Source organism: Novosphingobium sp. MBES04 (assembly GCF_000813185.1).
In the GTDB taxonomy this organism is placed as follows: Bacteria; Pseudomonadota; Alphaproteobacteria; order Sphingomonadales; family Sphingomonadaceae; genus Novosphingobium; species Novosphingobium decolorationis.
In genome coordinates this window covers 1,349,294-1,364,754 of the sequence record NZ_DF850488.1, presented here as the reverse complement: position 1 = coordinate 1,364,754, position 15,461 = coordinate 1,349,294, and the positions used below count along the sequence as shown (strand labels likewise).

Below are 15,461 nucleotides of genomic sequence, written 5' to 3'. Positions count from 1 at the left end.
TTCGATCTATGGATTTGGGTGTCCGGGTTATCCCAGCGCAATGTTTTGCAGGTCGTGGCCGACGAGGATTTCGCCCGCGTAGTTGGTGGCGGCGGCCTTCTGCCACATCTCGTCGGTGATCCATTCCATGTCGCCGGGCACGAAGTGGGTCAGCACCAGCTTCTTGGCGCGGGCCTGCGTGGCGATCTTGCCGACATCCTCAGCCGAGGTGTGCGAGTTGAGGATGTGGTTGCGGAACGCCTCGCCTTGCTGGGCGCGCTTCACGAGGGCATCGACGCCGGGGATATAGAGCGTCTCGTGGACGAGGACGTCGCAGTCGCGCGCGAATTCGGCGAGCGCGGGGTTGTAGGCGGTGTCGCCCGAGATAACGATGCTGCCGTAGGGTGTCTCGAAGCGGTAGGCGAGGTCCTTGATCGGCGGGTGCGGGGTGGTGAGTGCGGTCACGCGGACCACGCCGTCGTCCATGACGAGGCCTTCCCTGGCGTCGAATTCGTGGACTTCCAGGAGTGTAGCAGGATCGGTACGGCCCTCGTCCGCGATGCGGGTGTGGATGTCGGAACTGTGCGTGGCCCAGTAGTTGCGCGCCATGTCGGCAAGACCCTTGGGGCCATAGGCGTCGATCTTCTGGCGCAGGTCCCCTGCGACCCAGGTGTTGTAGACGAGGTTGCCGAATTCCAGTTCGTGATCGGAATGCATGTGCGAGATGAAGATCGCGCGCATCCTTGCCATGTCCAGGCCCGCCTTGAAGGCCTGTGCGCTCACGCCCATGCCGCAGTCGACGATGTAGACGTTGCCATCGACGACGATGGCGTTGGCCGGGTTCGAGCGCGTGCCGCCGACGCGCGGACCGCCCTTGGTGCCCAGCAGCACGAGCCGTGCGCCCTTCTCGCTGGCGGCATCGGAGGCACCTGCCGAACCTGGCTGGGCCAGCAGTCGCGCGCCGGGAAGGGCGAGCATGGCGCCGGTGGCGCCCATCAGCGAGGCGCGCAGCAGAGCGCGACGGCCAAGGACGGGGGGATGGAATTGGGGCTTCATCAGGACCTCTCCACGCGTTTTTGTCTGACCCTTTGCGGGTTGCTTGAGGGCCGATTTACAGGTCACGGCGGCGTGCGTCAATACGAATAAGAATCTGGTTCTGTTTTGTGCGGCGTGGACACGGCCGCCGAGATCGGCGATGGCTCGCACGATGAACACGCCGTCAGACGATCTCGACGAGGACTTCGAACGCGCCGGCGTTCCGCGCGCGCTGCAGTCGCGCAGCCGCCTCCTGCGCGACACCCTGATCCGGATTTCGCTGGATATCGCGCGGCGCCGCTCGTTCGATGATGTCGGCATCGTCGAGATCTGCGGGCAGGCCGGATGTTCCACGGGGGCCTTCTACGCCCGATTCCCCGACAAGCTGACACTGTTCAAGGCGGTGATGGTCAAGGCGGCGGCCGAATCGCGGCCCTTGCTCGAGACAATCGTGCGCGAGACGCCCTTCGATGAGATCCTTGATCGGTTGCTGGCCGAACAGGTGCGCCGCTTCGACGGTCAGGACGCTTTCTTCCGCTCCGCGTTCCGGGTCAGCCTGGTCGACCCGGAAGCCTGGGAGCCGTTTCGTCGCAACGCCCGCAGCCTCGCCTCGGTCTATCTCGAACGGGTCCGCGCAGAACCGGGCGTCGTTGCCGAGAGCATCGATGAAGGCCGCATCCGCTTTGCCTTCCAGGTCATGTATGGCGTTCTCAACAATACCGTCAGCAACCAGCCGGGGCCCTACACGTTCGCGGATCCGGCCTTCCCGAAGTTGCTCGGGATCGCGATGCGCGAGACCATGGGCCTGCAGCTGCGCACCTGAGGCGGCGCGATGGGGGGGCGGCTTCAGGCGCTCCGGGCCTGCGGCATCACCTCGATCGGGGCCGCAAAGGCGATGGTAACACGAAGGCCGGGCGCCATGGCCTCGACATGGATCGTGGCGCCCACGCGCTGTGCGGCCGAGCGCACGATGGCAAAGCCCAGCCCGCTGCCACCGGGACCTGAGCGGGGCTGAAAGCGCACGAAGCGCTGGCCAAGCTGCGCCATGTCCGCCTCGGCAAGGCCGGGCCCGCGGTCGGTGACAGAGAGGGCGCCTTCCTGCGTGATCGCGATCTCCACCTCGCCCCCGCTGCCGCCGTAGCGGATCGCGTTGTCGACAAGATTGGAGAGCATCTCGAAGACCAGCGTTCGGTGCGCCCAGACGCGGACCGGTTCGTCGGGGGCATCAAGCTGGAGTTCGACACGGCCCGCGATGGCCTGTCCGATGCGCCGGTTGATGACGGCGACGGCCACTTCGTGAAGGTCCACCTGTTCGCGCTCGGGCTCGACGCCGGCTTCCTCGGCGCGGGCGAGGGCAAGAAGCTGGGTCATCAGGTGTTCGAGGCGATCGGCGGCATCGGCGATCTCGCGCAGGGCATCGGGATCGCCGCGCCGGGCCAGTGCCAGCTGCACCTTGAGCGTGGAGAGGGGCGTGCGCATCTGGTGCGAGGCGTCGGCAGTGAAGCGGCGCATGCCCGCCGTGGCCGTATCGAGGCGTTCGAGCAGGCTGTCGAAGGCGCGCGAGAGGGGCACCAGTTCGCGCGGCAGGGGCCCGGCATCGAGCGGGGAGAGGTCGGGCGCGGCCCGGCGCGAGCGCCGCGCGACGGCCTCACGCAACCGCGCGAGCGGGCGCAGGCTCCAGCCGAGCGCCGGGCGCAGTAGCAGGACGGCAAGGCCGATCAGGAGCGCCTCGCCCAGCACCAGGGCAAGGATCAGGCGGCGGCCGAGCGCGCGGCGGTGGTCCAGCGTTTCCGCGATCTGGACCGAGATCGGCGCGGCGATGCCGGGGAGGTGCCGGTGCAGTTCGGCGATGCGGATGGCGCGTCCGCGAAAGGTGGCGAAGCGGTAGCTGGGCGCGCCTGTCGCATCGCCCGTGTCCAGGGCCGGCGGGCGCGCCGGGGGGAGCCCCGGGTCGCCCGTCAGCGTCTTCGTGCCGACCGCGACCCGGTAGAACACGGCATCGCGCTGCGGGTTTTCGAGCATGCCAAACGCGGCGGCGGGAAGGTCGAGCGTGACCTCGCCCCGTTCGGCCTCGACCGTTTCGGCGATGGCTCCAAGTGCGCCGCCCAGCACGCGGTCGTTGGCCCGGCGGACCGCGTCGGTGACGATGAGCGCGCCGATCACGCCCAGGACGATGGCAACGCCCACCATCGGGCCCAGCATCGCGACGAGGAGGCGCGTGCGCAAGGCTGGGGTGGGGGCTAGGGTGGGGGGCGGGCTGGGCAAGGCGGCCTCAGCCGACATCGAGCATATAGCCGACCCCGCGCACCGTCCGGATGGCGGGCCCGTCCGGGGCCAGCTTGGCGCGAAGGCGCGTGATGTGGACCTCCAGGGCGTTCTGGCCGACCGGTTCGTCGAGCCCGAACACCTCGCCCTGAAGAACCTGACGGGTGACCAGCTGGCCCGCGCGGGTGGCCAGAGCGTCGAGCACGGCGGCCTCGCGGCGGCGCAGGTCGAGCGTGCGCCCGGCCACGCTGGCCGCCCCTGTCGAGCGGTTGATCTGCAAGGTGCCGATGGTGAGTTCGGGCGTGGGATCGCCGCCCCTGCGGCGGCCGAGCGCGCGCACCCGGGCTTCCAGTTCTTCCGGCGCGAAGGGTTTGCGCAGGTAGTCATCGGCGCCCAGGTCCAGCCCGCGCACCCGATCGTCGAGCGCATCGCGCGCGGTGAGCATGAGCACGGCCATGCGTTCGCCGCGCCGCCGCAGCGTGCTCAGCACCTCGAAGCCGTCGATGTCGGGCAGGCCCACGTCGAGGATAAGCGCGGCGTAGGGTTCCTGCTGCGTGAAGAGCAGGGCGTCCTGTCCGCTCGCGACGTGATCGACGGCGTGGCCCGAGCTGCGCAGCAGGTTCACGAGGCTGCGGGCGAGTTGGTCGTCGTCTTCGACAAGGAGGATGCGCAAGGCGGGAAAGACCCCTGAAAGGTTGCTGACAGCAAGTTTGATTAGATCGACGCCACTGGCGGCTTACCCGACGCAAGGTCCGGGGAGCGAGAGGAGCTTGAGTGTCGTGCGTTCATACCTGATTTTCGGTGTCTTCCTAGGGGGGCTTGCGGCTGTGGCTCTCCTGGCCTGGTCGTATCTGGGCCGGGATGGCGAGGCGGCGCGCGTGGCCCGGGCCCAGCGCGAAGGGGGCGTGGTCGAGGTCTACGCCAACGTCGATGCGGGCGCTGTCGCGTCGCTCATCGCCGCCTTCGAGCGCCGCGGTGCGGGCGTGACGGTGCGCTACCACGACCTCAGCGCCGATGTGCTCGATGCCCGTTTCCGCCGGGAGGCCGACGCGGGCAAGGTGGGCGCGGACATTGTCTGGTCCTCGGCCATGGCCATGCAGGCCAAGCTCGTCAACGACGGCTATGCGCAGACTTATGCCAGTCGGGAGAAGGACGCGCTTCCCGCAGAGGCGGTGTGGAATGACCAGTCCTACCGCATCACCGCCGAGCCGGTCGCCATTGCCTACAACCGCGCGCAGGTGGCTCAGCAAGGGCTTGCGCGCACCCATGCCGCCTTTGCGCAGATGCTGCGCGCGCGCCGGGCGGATCTCACGGGTAAGGTCGCGACCTACGATCCCGCGCGTTCGGGCATCGGGTACCTCTTCCTTACCCAGGACCTTGCCGCGACGCGGGACACGCAGGCCCTGCTTGAGGCGCTGGGGGCAACCCGGCCGGTCCTGATGGAGACGACCGGCGCCATGCTCGATGCCGTGGCGCGCGGCGACGTGATGTACGCCTACAACGTCGTGGGGCCATACGCCGAGGAGCGTGCCAAGGCCGATCCGCGCATCGGCGTCCTCTATCCTGAAGATTACTCCATCGTCGCCTCGCGCGTCGCCTTTGTCGCGCGCGGCGCCCCGCACCCGGCTGCCGCGCGTCTGTTCCTCGATTTCCTGCTTTCGCGTGAGGGGCAGGACATTCTCGCGCGGGCTGGACTGCCGCCGGTGCGCGGCGATGTGGCCGCGCCGCGCCTCGCGTCCGGGCAGGCCCGCGCCATCCCCGGCGGCCCCCGCCTTTTCGTCAATCTCGATCCGATCAAGCGTCAGCGTGTCCTCGAAACGTGGAGTGCCGCGCTTGCCCAAGGAAAGTCCCCCTGAATGCGTCTTCTTCCCACCAGCTGCGCGCTCGTTGCCCTTGTCGCGGCGAGCCCGGCCCTTGCCCAGACCCCGAGCCGCGAGGACCTGGCCGATCTTGTCCGCCGCCAGGCCGCCGAGATCGCCGAGCTGCGCAGCCGCGTCGATGAGATCGCGACCCTGCGCGCGCGTATCGAGCAGCTTGAAGGGCAGGGGCAGGCTGATGGCGTGCAGCTGGCGGCTGGCTCCGCACCCCAGTCTGAGGCCGTTACCAGGACCGAGACAAAGGATGCGGCCGCCAAGACCGTGCACGTGGTCGTGACCCCGCCCTTTGCGCCGCAGCTGGTCCCGCCGGGCCCGGCCGAGCGCGACATTGCGCGGGCGCGCTCGGCGAACGAGGCCGACGTGACCACCGAATGGGGCGCGGGGCTGCCCGTCTTCCATTCGGCCGATGGCGAGTACACCTTCAAGCCGCGCGGGCGCATTCTGGCCGATGTCGGATCGACCTTCGGATCGGACCACGATGGGCGCAACCTGACCACCACGGGCATGCGCGCGCTGCGCCTGGGTTTCGAGGGCGGTGTAGGCACCCATTTCTTCTACCAGATCGAGGCCGATTTCTCGGAGAACCGGGCCGAGATCATGACCGCCTACATGGGCTGGCGCGACAGTCTGAGCGAGGACGTCAGCTTCGATCTGCGCATGGGCCACCTGTTCAACGACCGCTCCTTCGACGGCTCGACGGGTTCGGATTCGACCGCCTTCCTTGAACGCAGCGTGGTCCCCAACACCATCGTGCCCGAGCGCGGCTACTATGGTGTGGGGGCGATGGGCCGCGTGTTCTTTCCGGGCGGGCACGTCTCGCTCGCGCTCACCGGCGACCGGGTCGACGGTGACCAGACCGACAGCGACAGCCGCACGGTCATGGCGCGCGCGCACGTGAACCCGCTGCGTTCCAAGCGCGGCGCGCTGCATCTGGGCGCCTGGGGTTTCGATGAGGCGCTGGCCTCCTCGGCCACCGACCTGACGCGCAACACCTTCATGGGCACCCGTTTCAACGGGGCGCTGCGGGTCTCCACCGGGCCACTGCCCGATGGCACCGGCACGACCGGCTACGGGCTTGAATTCGGGGGCTACCAGGGGCCGGTCTGGTTCATGGCCGAGGCGGGCGAGCGCCGCGCGCGGCGTGCAGGGGGACAGCCCGATTTCCGGACCCGCGCCTACAGCGCGTCGGCAGGCTGGTTCGTCACGGGTGAACTGCCGCCCTACAACCCGCGCACCGGCAGTTTCGGGCAGCCGCACGTGCGCAACCCCGTCTTCGGTGGCGGTTCGGGCGCGCTGGAGCTGACCAGTCGCTACGAGGAAGTCTCGTTCCGCAATATTCCCAATCCCGCCGACGGCTGGACCGCGACGCTGGGGGCCAACTGGTACCTCAACAGCTTCACGCGCATCCAGCTCAACGGGATCTACTGGAGCATCACCGACGCCGCCGGCCCTTATGCTGGAAGCGACAGCGGCCAGACCCTCGCCGCGCGTCTCGGCGTCACCTTCTGACAGGGACCAGGGGCGCCCGGTCTCCCTCGCGCGCGCCTCCGTTCCTTGTCGAGATACCGCATTAAAACAGGCCAAAAGGCCATCAGGAGAGTTTCATGTTAGCCTTCTTCGGACTTCTCACGGTCGTGTGCGTCGTCGGCCTGCTCCTGGCGCGGCTGGCTTCGCCGATCGTCGCGCTCGTGCTGGTCCCGCTTGTGGCCGGGCTGGTCTACGGCTTCAGCCCCGAGGCCATGTCCACCTTCTTCGGCGATGGCCTGGCGCGCGTCATGCAGGTGGCGACGATGTTCATCTTCGCCATCATCTTCTTCGGCGTTCTGCAGGACACCGGCTTCTTCCGCCCCTTCATCAACGGCCTGATCCGGGTGACACGCGGCAACGTGGTCTATGTGGCGGTCGGCACGACGCTGGTGGGGGCCTGCGCGCATCTTGACGGGGCAGGGGCGACGACGTTCCTTCTCACCGTTCCCGCGCTGCTGCCGCTTTACCTGCGCCTGGGCATGAGCCGCTATCTCCTGCTCATGCTGCTCGCGACGGGGGCGGGCATTGCCAACATGCTGCCTTGGGCCGGGCCGCTCGGCCGTGCTGCGGCGGTGACCGGCATAGAGGTGACCGAATTGTGGCGCCCGCTCATTCCGGTCCAGCTCGCTGGCATTGCGCTGCTCGCGGTTCTCGCCGTATTCCTGGGCCTTCGTGAGCGGCGCCGAATCGCGGCGGCAGGTTCGCCCGAGCAGGCCGTGCTGGAGGCCGACGGCACCCACATCGCGCATGTCGATGGGGCCGGGAAGGCCACCCGCCCACAGGCTGCTCCGGAGCTGGGCGAGGAAGAGCAGGAACTGCTGCGCCCGCGTCTCATCTGGCTGAATGCGGCGATCTTCCTGGCCGTCCTGACCGTGCTCGTCGCGGGGATCCTGCCTGCAGCCTACACCTTCATGATCGGCCTTTCGGTCCTTCTTACCTGCAACTACCGCTCGATCGACGAGCAGATGAAGCGCGTGCGGTCCCACTCGGGTCCCGCGCTGCTGATGGGCGCGATCATCCTCTCGGCGGGCAGCTTCCTGGGCGTGCTGGATGGCAGCGGCATGCTCAAGGCCATGGCCGAGGCGCTGGTCGACTTCCTGCCCAGTTCGGCCGTGCCCATGCTGCACATCGTGATCGGCTTCTTCGGGCTTCCGCTCGAACTCGTCCTCAACACCGATGCGTACTACTTCGGTCTGCTGCCGGTGGTGCTCCAGGTCGTCGAGCCGGTGGGCGTCACCCCGCAGGCCACGGTCTACGCCATGATCATCGGCAACATCATCGGTACCTTCATCAGCCCCTTCTCGCCCGCCATGTGGCTGGCGCTGGGTCTGGCCCAGGCCGATATCGGGCGGCACATCCGCTATTCGCTGCTGACGATGTGGGGTTTCTCCATCGCGGTCTTCGGCATCGGCTGGGCGCTCGGCCTGTTCTGATCGCAGCGGCCGCAGGCGAGCCCATGGAAAAAAAAAAGGAGCCCCGGGACCTCGCGTTCCGGGGCTCCTTTTCGTGCAAGGCTTAGCCGCGTTCCTCGACGGGGACCGTGTCGGGGAACCAGCGCCGCCCGAAGCGGAAGGCGACCCCCACGAGCAGGATCAGCACCGGCACTTCCACCAGCGGGCCGATGACGGCGGCAAAGGCAACCGGCGAGGCCAGCCCGAAGGCGGCAATGGCGACCGCGATGGCCAGCTCGAAGTTGTTGCCCGCCGCCGTGAAGGCGACCGCGGTGGTGCGCGGATAGTCGCTTTCGACGAGGCGGCCCATGAAGAAGCTGATGGTGAACTGGATCACGAAGTAGATCGTGAGCGGGATCGCGATGCGCAGCGCATCTCCGGGCAGGGCCAGGATCTCGTTGCCCTTGAGGCTGAACATGGCAACGATGGTGAAGAGCAGCGCGACCAGCGTGACAGGGCCGATCCTGGGCAGGAAGGTCCCTTCGTACCAGGCGTTGCCGCGCGCGCGCACGAGGACCTTGCGGGTCAGGAACCCGGCCGCGAAGGGAATGCCCAGATAGATCAGCACGGCCTCGGCAATGGTCCAGAAGCTGACGTCGATCACGCTTCCCTCCAGCCCGAACAGCGGCGGCAGGACCGACAGGAAGAACCAGGCGTAGACGCTGAAGAAGAGTATCTGGAAGATCGAATTGAAGGCGACGAGCGCGGCCACATACTGGTTGTCGCCCTTCGCCAGCTGGTTCCACACGATGACCATGGCGATGCAGCGGGCAAGGCCGATCAGGATCAGCCCGGTCATGTATTCGGGCGTGTCGGACAGGAACAGGACGGCGAGCGCGAACATCAGCACCGGCCCGATGATCCAGTTCTGGACCAGCGAGATCGCGAGTATGCGCGTGTCGTCGAGGATATGGGGGAGTTCCTCATAGCGCACCCGCGCCAGCGGCGGGTACATCATCAGGACGAGCCCGATCGCGATGGGGATATTGGTGGTCCCCCAGGAGAGCCCGTTGATGGCTGCGGGCAGGCCCGGGATGGCCGAGCCGAGCGCGACGCCTGTCGCCATCGCAAGGAAGATCCACAAGGTCAGGTAGCGGTCGAGAAACGCGAGGCGCGCGCGAGGGGCGGGTGCGGACATGGTCGAAAGGAACCTTCTGGGATCAGCGGGATGAGGAGGCGGGGAGTGCGGGGCTTGGTGCAGCGGGTTCAGCAACAAGAAGTGAGCTCGGCAACGAGCGGCTGGCAAAGCTCGGGGTGGCCCTGGCAACAGTCGGTCGCAAGGAACAGCATCAGGCTCCTGAGCGCGGCGATATCGGCGCGCTGGATGTTCTGGCGCCCCTGCTTGGCGCTGCGCACGAGCCCGGCCTTCGCCATGACCGCAAGATGCGAGGAGAAGGTGCTCTGGCTCAGCCCCGAGGCCTCGACCAGCGCGCCGGTGGCCAGGCCCTCGGGCTCGTGGCGCAGGAGCAGGCGGAAGGCCTCGAGGCGCGTGGGGTGGCTCAGCGCCGAGAGTATGGCGAGGGCAGCATCGGAATCCATCCATCGACTTTATTCGATGGGAGGGGCGGGGGCAACCAGGCAAGGCGAACGTCGCGAAGCATGTTTGGGAGGCCTGTTGGGGTGCCGGCAATGGCCGGTGGTGCGCGCGGGGCACCAGTCCACGCCGGATAGGCATCTCCCGGGGCCTCTCCTGCGGCGATAGGTCTCTTTGCGGAAGAGGCAACCGGGAGCGCGAAGTCCTTGCAAATGAAGCTCAATGACCTGTCGAGCTACTGGATGCCGTTCACCGCGAACCGCCAGTTCAAGGCAGCCCCGCGCATGATTACGGGCGCGCAGGGCATGTATTTCCAGACCGACGACGGGCGGGAGATACTCGACGGGACGGCCGGGCTGTGGTGCTCCAACGCCGGGCATGGGCAGCCCCGGATCGTCGAGGCGATCCAGCAGCAGGCAGCAAAGCTCGACTACGCACCGCCCTTCCAGATGGGCAACCCCGCCCAGTTCGAGCTGGCCAACCGCCTTGTCGATCTGGCGCCGGAGGGCTTTGGCCAGGTGTTCTATTGCAATTCCGGCTCCGAAGCGGTCGAAACTGCGCTCAAGACCGCGCTCGCCTGGCAGCGCGCGCGGGGCGAGGGGACGCGCACCCGCCTTGTCGGGCGCGAGCGCGGCTATCACGGTATCAATTTCGGCGGCATTTCGGTGGGCGGCATCGTCGGCAACCGGGCGATGTTCGGCGCGCTGCTCGCCGGTGTCGACCACCTGCGCCACACCCACGACCCGCAGCGCAACCTTTTCACCCAAGGCGTGCCCGAGCACGGCGCGGACCTTGCCGACGACCTGGAGCGTCTGGTTCAGCTGCACGGGGCGCAGACCATCGCGGCCTGCATCGTCGAGCCGATCGCCTGCTCGACCGGCGTGCTGGTGCCTCCGCGCGGCTATCTCGAGCGGCTGCGCGCGATCTGCGACCGCCACGGCATTCTCCTCATCTTCGACGAGGTGATCACCGGCTTCGGGCGTCTGGGCACGCCCTTTGCCGCGCAGCGCTTCGGCGTCACGCCCGACATCATCACCATGGCCAAGGGGCTGACCAATGGCACGGTGCCGATGGGTGGGATCCTGGTGCGCGAGGGGATCTACGAGACGATCTGTGCGGCCGCGGCCGAGGGCGCGGTGGAGCTGCCCCACGGCTATACCTACTCCGGCCACCCGCTCGCCTGTGCCGCCGCGCTCGCCAGCCTTGATGTCTACCGCGAGGAGGGGCTTTTCGAGAGGGCCGCGGGCCTGGAACCCTTGTGGCAGGAGGCGGTCCATTCACTGCGGGGGCTGGCGCCCATCGTCGATATACGTAACCTTGGTCTCATTGCCGGGATTGAGCTTGAGGCAGGCCCGCACGGTCCGGGCACCCGCGCCTTCGAGATCTACCGGCGTTGCTGGGAGGAAGGCGTGCTGATCCGTGTGACAGGGGATATCATCGCGCTTTCGCCCCCGCTCATCATCGAGGAGGGGCAGGTCGCGCACATCGTGGACACCTTGCGCCACATCATCGCGCAGGTCGACTGAGGTGCCCGTGTTTACCCGCGTGCCGCGCCTGCGCCACTGGACGCTGACGCGCACCGGGGACGGGGGCATCCGCGAGCCTTCGATGGGCCGCGAGGACGACGGTGCGACCTGGGAGGTCGAATACGGCCTGCACTGGGGCCCTCACACATGACACGGCAGGGAGCGCGATGACGGGCAGGGCAGACGAGGGGACGCAGGCGATCCCGCACAACGACATCGTATCGCCGGCGGAAGTCTATCCGGGCGAGAGCCAGGATGAACTTGGCCGCTCGCTCAAGGCGCGCCACGTCTCGATGATCGCGATTGGCGGGATCATCGGGGCAGGCCTCTTCGTGGGAAGCAGCACGTCCATCGCCGCGGCAGGGCCCGCAGTGATCCTGAGCTACGCGCTGGCGGGCGCAATCGTCCTTGTCATCATGCGCATGCTGAGCGAGATGGCGGTCGCGATCCCCGGCATCCAGTCCTTTCCCGAGTTCGCCCGCATGGGCCTGGGCCATTGGGCGGGGTTTCTCAGCAGTTGGCTCTACTGGTATTTCTGGGTGGTCGTCGTGGCCATCGAGGCGATTGCGGGCGCGGTCATCATCGCGGGGTGGATCGCTCTTCCCGTCTGGCTCATCGGGATCGTGCTGATGGCCGTGCTGACCGCGGTGAACCTCATGTCGACGCGCTCCTACGGCGAGTTCGAGTTCTGGTTTTCCTCGATCAAGGTGGCAGGGATCATCGTCTTCATCCTCGTCACCGGGGCCTATGCGCTGGGGCTGGGCGCGCCGGACGGGCCGACCTTCGGCCATCTCACCGCGCACGGCGGCTTCGCGCCGGCAGGGGGGATGCAGGTGCTCGCCGCGACGACAAGCGTGATCTTCGCGCTCGTGGGGGCCGAGATCGCCACCATCGCGGCGGCCGAATCCGCCGAGCCCACCCGCACCGTCGCGCGCATGACCAGCACCGTCGCGCTGCGCATCCTGGTCTTCTACATCCTCTCGGTGTTCCTGATCGTCTCGGTCGTGCCGTGGGACAGCGTGGTGCCCGGCCAGTCGCCCTTCACCGCCGCGCTGGCCGCCATCGGCATTCCGGGCGCGGCGCTGATCATGAACGTGATCGTGCTGGTCGCGGTGCTCTCGTGCCTCAATTCCGGGCTCTACGTCACCTCGCGCGTGCTCTTCACGCTGGCCGCGCGCGGGGATGCGCCGCAGGCGCTGGTACGGGTCAATGCGCGCAAGGTGCCTGCCCGCGCGATCCTGATCGCGAGCCTCTTCAGCTACGCCGCGCTGGCCGCCTCGGTGCTCTCGCCCGAGGTCGTGTTCAGCTTCCTCGTCAATGCCTCGGGCGCGCTGATGCTGATCGTCTACCTGATGATCGCACTCTCGCACATGCGCCTTCGCCGCATTTTCGAGCGCGAATGCCCGCAGCAGCTGACCATCCGCACCTGGTTCTTCCCCTGGCTGAGTGGGGTCTCGGTGCTGGCGATCTGCGTGATCCTGGGCGCCATGGCGCTCAATCCGGGATCGGCCGCCGAGTTCTGGTCGAGCGTGGCCATCACCGCCTTCTTCGCCGCGCTCTTCCTCGTCCTGCGCCGGGCCAGAGCGGCCCCGCTCGACCCGCTTGCCCATATCGATACGCCTATCCAGGAGCCAGCCGAATGACCGAGAATGACCTGCGTCTCGGAATGAACTGCCGCATCGACCGGCGCGACTTCCTGAACGGCACCGCGATGGCCCTGGGCACCCTCGGCGCGGCCAGTCTTTCGGCGCCGGGCCTCGCGCAGACGGGATCAGGCACGGCGGCAGCAGGCGGGGCGGGGGCTACCAGCTATCCCCCGGCCAAGACCGGGATGCGTGGCAGCCACGCCGGCTCCTTTGAATTCGCGCACCTCCTGCGCGACGGGCAACTGCCGATCGAGGACGTGGCCGACCAGGGCGAAACCTATGACCTGGTGATCGTGGGGGGCGGCATCTCGGGCCTGTCCGCGGCGCACTTCTACCGCAAGGCGGTGGGCAAGGACGCGCGCATTCTCATCCTCGACAACCACGACGACTTCGGCGGTCACGCCAAGCGCAACGAGTTCATGGTCGATGGCAAGCTGGTGGTGATCAACGGGGGCACGCTCAACATCGAATCGCCCGCGCGCTACAACCGCTGGGCCGCGCAGCTGCTGGATGACATGGGGATCGACCTCGAACGCTACCGGGTTTCCAACGCCGAGGTGCGCGATCTCTATGCGGACAAGGGCCTGACGCGCGGCCACTTTTTCGATGCCGAGACCTGGGAGGCGGACCGGCTTGTCGTGCCGGAAAGCGGCGGCGGCCACGGCGGCGGTCCGGGCGCGATGGGCTCGGCAGAGTTCCTCGCGCGCACGCCGCTTTCGGCCAAGGCCCGCGCCGACATGGCCCGCCTCGTCGCGCCCGACCAGCCTGATTATCTGGCGGGCATGAGCGTGGCGGAAAAGAAGCACTTCCTCGCGACCACCTCGTTCCGGGACTATTACCTCAAGACCCTGAAGCTCGATCCCCAGGTCATGTGGTTCTTCCAGCAGATGGGCACCAGCAGCTTCTGCGTCGGGGCCGATGCCACCCCGGCGCTGTTCGGCTGGGTCGAAGGGTATCCCGGCTTTTCCGGGCTGGGCCTTGGCGAAATCCCCGAGGGCCTCTTTGCCGACCTTCCCGGCGGCCAGCACGGGCGCCAGAAGATCGACTGGAACGCGGTGCACTTTCCCGATGGCAACGCCACGCTGGCCCGGCTGCTGGTCGCGCACCTCGTGCCCGGCGCGACCACGGCGCGCACGCAGGAGGACATGGGCACCGCGCGCATCGCCTATGACGCGCTTGACCGGGCGCAGAACCCGGTGCGCATCCGTCTCTCCAGCATCGTTGTCAACGTGGCCCACGACGGCGATGCGAAGACCGCGCGCGAGGCCGTCATCACCTATGCCAACGGCGATGGGCTCAAATCGGTGCGCGCCAAGTCGGTCATCCTGGCCTGCTGGAACATGGCGATCCCCTACATGATGCCCGAACTGCCCGGGCCCCAGAAGGAGGCCTTGGCCTACGGCGTGAAGGGGCCGCTCATCTACACCAACGTGGTGCTGCGCAACTGGCGCGCGTTCGAGAAGCTGGGCGTCTCCAGCATCTCGTGTCCGACGATGTTCCACGATGTCGTCGCGCTCACCGAGGCGGTGGACCTGGGCGCTCTGCGCCATGCCCGCTCGAGCGAGGAGCCGATCGCGCTGCACCTCACCAAGTTCATGAATGCGCCCGGTCAGCCCCGCCGCGACCAGCACCGCATCGGCCGCGCCGAACTGCTGGAAATGAGCTTCGAGACGTTCGAGCGCGAAACCCGCAGCCAGCTTGCGCGGATCCTCGGGCCAGGCGGCTTCGACCCTGCGCGCGACATTGCCGCGATCACCGTCAACCGCTGGCCGCACGGCTATGCCTATACCTACAATAGCCTCTACGATCCGGTCGAATGGGTCTACACGCAGTCGCCCCAGCGGCCCTGCGTGGTCGGGCGGCAGCCCTACGGTCTTGTCTCCATCGCCAACTCCGATGCCGCGGCAAGTCCGCATACCGACGCGGCGATCCTGGAGGCGCACCGGGCCGTCAGCGAGATCGTCGAGCGCGAGACCTATCCCTTCGCCCGGCGCACCTGAGCGCTCTAACCCACCCGATTACGTCGTACCCACCGGCAACCTCCAAACGGCCGCCATCCTTCGGGATTGGTGGCCTTTTTTCACATGGTGCAGGAGTGGTGTCCTGCATGCACCGGCGGTGTCAGACTTGGCGCCTTCCACTGCGGCAGGGGCCTGCGACAGTCTCGCAAGAGCCGCACGGCGGCCCAGACCAACTTCCTCTACAACCTTGAAGGGCGCTACCAGCAGACGCTGGAGGGCCGTGCGCTGACCCACATCAACCCGCTGGGCACGCCTTTGCGCCGCGGTGTGAAGATGGTGCTGGGCTCGGACAACTTGCCCATCGGGCCGCTTTACGGCGTCTACGTCGCGGTCACGCGCAAGGCCGAAAGCGGCACTGCCCATGCCCGTGAGGAAGAAGACGTCTCGCGCATGGCCGCGCTGGCGATGTACACGCGCGAGGCTGCCTACCTCAGCTTTGACGAAGACAACCGCGGCACGATCACGCCGGGCAAGTTTGCCGATCTCGTCGTGCTTGACCGCAATCTGCTCACTGTGCCGGAGGAGGAGATCCTTGCCACCAGGGTCGATCTGACGCTGGTCGATGGCAAGGTGCTCTACCGCCGCTGAGGCTCCACGCGA

14 protein-coding genes are annotated in these 15,461 nt (G+C 67.7%); 9 read left to right on the top strand and 5 right to left on the bottom strand.

The genetic code is table 11. The features are described 5' to 3' along the window. Positions 1 to 27: 27 nt before the first annotated feature. Positions 28 to 1,035, bottom strand: a complete 1,008-nt coding sequence (locus MBENS4_RS05950) for an MBL fold metallo-hydrolase (RefSeq protein ID WP_039389420.1) — start codon at positions 1,033 to 1,035, stop codon at positions 28 to 30. A 151-nt stretch (positions 1,036 to 1,186) separates the two neighbouring features. Between MBENS4_RS05950 and MBENS4_RS05945 the strand changes: the two genes are divergently transcribed. After that, complete coding sequence (locus MBENS4_RS05945; RefSeq protein ID WP_039389419.1) at positions 1,187 to 1,837, top strand: TetR/AcrR family transcriptional regulator; 651 nt, start codon at positions 1,187 to 1,189, stop codon at positions 1,835 to 1,837. Between the two features lie 23 nt (positions 1,838 to 1,860). On the opposite strand, the gene MBENS4_RS05940 is transcribed toward MBENS4_RS05945, so the two are convergent. Further along, positions 1,861 to 3,297: a sensor histidine kinase gene (locus MBENS4_RS05940; RefSeq protein ID WP_052322032.1), complete on the bottom strand. Its 1,437-nt coding sequence runs from the start codon at positions 3,295 to 3,297 to the stop codon at positions 1,861 to 1,863. Then, positions 3,287 to 3,952, bottom strand: coding sequence for a response regulator (locus MBENS4_RS05935; RefSeq protein ID WP_039389417.1), 666 nt, complete (start codon positions 3,950 to 3,952; stop codon positions 3,287 to 3,289). The genes MBENS4_RS05940 and MBENS4_RS05935 overlap by 11 nt, the downstream gene beginning before the upstream one ends. A gap of 106 nt (positions 3,953 to 4,058) precedes the next feature. Between MBENS4_RS05935 and MBENS4_RS05930 the strand changes: the two genes are divergently transcribed. The 3 genes from MBENS4_RS05930 (at position 4,059) to MBENS4_RS05920 (ending at position 8,116) form a co-directional block, all read left to right on the top strand. After that, the gene (locus tag MBENS4_RS05930) at positions 4,059 to 5,135 is read left to right on the top strand and encodes an ABC transporter substrate-binding protein (RefSeq protein ID WP_052322031.1); all 1,077 of its coding nucleotides are present in this window, start codon (positions 4,059 to 4,061) and stop codon (positions 5,133 to 5,135) included. Beyond that, positions 5,136 to 6,665, top strand: coding sequence for an OprO/OprP family phosphate-selective porin (locus MBENS4_RS05925; RefSeq protein ID WP_039389412.1), 1,530 nt, complete (start codon positions 5,136 to 5,138; stop codon positions 6,663 to 6,665). 95 nt (positions 6,666 to 6,760) lie between these two features. Next, complete coding sequence (locus tag MBENS4_RS05920) at positions 6,761 to 8,116, top strand: CitMHS family transporter (RefSeq protein WP_039389410.1); 1,356 nt, start codon at positions 6,761 to 6,763, stop codon at positions 8,114 to 8,116. A gap of 82 nt (positions 8,117 to 8,198) precedes the next feature. Here the strand turns inward: MBENS4_RS05920 and arsB are convergent, their stop codons facing one another. Further along, positions 8,199 to 9,272, bottom strand: coding sequence for an ACR3 family arsenite efflux transporter (arsB, locus tag MBENS4_RS05915; protein WP_039389408.1), 1,074 nt, complete (start codon positions 9,270 to 9,272; stop codon positions 8,199 to 8,201). A gap of 68 nt (positions 9,273 to 9,340) precedes the next feature. After that, a complete protein-coding gene (locus tag MBENS4_RS05910) occupies positions 9,341 to 9,673 on the bottom strand; it encodes an ArsR/SmtB family transcription factor (RefSeq protein ID WP_039389406.1) in 333 nt (110 codons plus the stop codon). 207 nt (positions 9,674 to 9,880) lie between these two features. Between MBENS4_RS05910 and MBENS4_RS05905 the strand changes: the two genes are divergently transcribed. The 5 genes from MBENS4_RS05905 (at position 9,881) to MBENS4_RS05890 (ending at position 15,449) form a co-directional block, all read left to right on the top strand. Then, the gene (locus MBENS4_RS05905; protein WP_039389405.1) at positions 9,881 to 11,194 is read left to right on the top strand and encodes an aspartate aminotransferase family protein; all 1,314 of its coding nucleotides are present in this window, start codon (positions 9,881 to 9,883) and stop codon (positions 11,192 to 11,194) included. A gap of 1 nt (position 11,195) precedes the next feature. Then, positions 11,196 to 11,345, top strand: coding sequence for a hypothetical protein (locus MBENS4_RS25700; RefSeq protein ID WP_159108021.1), 150 nt, complete (start codon positions 11,196 to 11,198; stop codon positions 11,343 to 11,345). A 16-nt stretch (positions 11,346 to 11,361) separates the two neighbouring features. Then, positions 11,362 to 12,837, top strand: a complete 1,476-nt coding sequence (locus MBENS4_RS05900) for an amino acid permease (protein WP_084591975.1) — start codon at positions 11,362 to 11,364, stop codon at positions 12,835 to 12,837. After that, positions 12,834 to 14,840 (top strand): NAD(P)/FAD-dependent oxidoreductase, encoded by a 2,007-nt coding sequence (locus MBENS4_RS05895; RefSeq protein ID WP_039389404.1) that lies wholly within the window; start codon positions 12,834 to 12,836, stop codon positions 14,838 to 14,840. Before MBENS4_RS05900 ends, MBENS4_RS05895 begins: the two co-directional genes overlap by 4 nt. Before the next feature lie 69 nt (positions 14,841 to 14,909). Further along, the gene (locus tag MBENS4_RS05890; protein WP_242404796.1) at positions 14,910 to 15,449 is read left to right on the top strand and encodes an amidohydrolase family protein; all 540 of its coding nucleotides are present in this window, start codon (positions 14,910 to 14,912) and stop codon (positions 15,447 to 15,449) included. Positions 15,450 to 15,461 lie beyond the last annotated feature (12 nt).

Coding starts and splice junctions, on each gene's coding strand:
- MBENS4_RS05950 (WP_039389420.1), bottom strand. CDS start 1,035: ATGAAGCCCCAATTCCATCCCCCCGTCCTTGGCCGTCGCGCTCTGCTG.
- MBENS4_RS05945 (WP_039389419.1), top strand. CDS start 1,187: ATGAACACGCCGTCAGACGATCTCGACGAGGACTTCGAACGCGCCGGC.
- MBENS4_RS05940 (WP_052322032.1), bottom strand. CDS start 3,297: ATGTCGGCTGAGGCCGCCTTGCCCAGCCCGCCCCCCACCCTAGCCCCC.
- MBENS4_RS05925 (WP_039389412.1), top strand. CDS start 5,136: ATGCGTCTTCTTCCCACCAGCTGCGCGCTCGTTGCCCTTGTCGCGGCG.
- MBENS4_RS05920 (WP_039389410.1), top strand. CDS start 6,761: ATGTTAGCCTTCTTCGGACTTCTCACGGTCGTGTGCGTCGTCGGCCTG.
- arsB (WP_039389408.1), bottom strand. CDS start 9,272: ATGTCCGCACCCGCCCCTCGCGCGCGCCTCGCGTTTCTCGACCGCTAC.
- MBENS4_RS05910 (WP_039389406.1), bottom strand. CDS start 9,673: ATGGATTCCGATGCTGCCCTCGCCATACTCTCGGCGCTGAGCCACCCC.
- MBENS4_RS05905 (WP_039389405.1), top strand. CDS start 9,881: ATGAAGCTCAATGACCTGTCGAGCTACTGGATGCCGTTCACCGCGAAC.
- MBENS4_RS05900 (WP_084591975.1), top strand. CDS start 11,362: ATGACGGGCAGGGCAGACGAGGGGACGCAGGCGATCCCGCACAACGAC.
- MBENS4_RS05895 (WP_039389404.1), top strand. CDS start 12,834: ATGACCGAGAATGACCTGCGTCTCGGAATGAACTGCCGCATCGACCGG.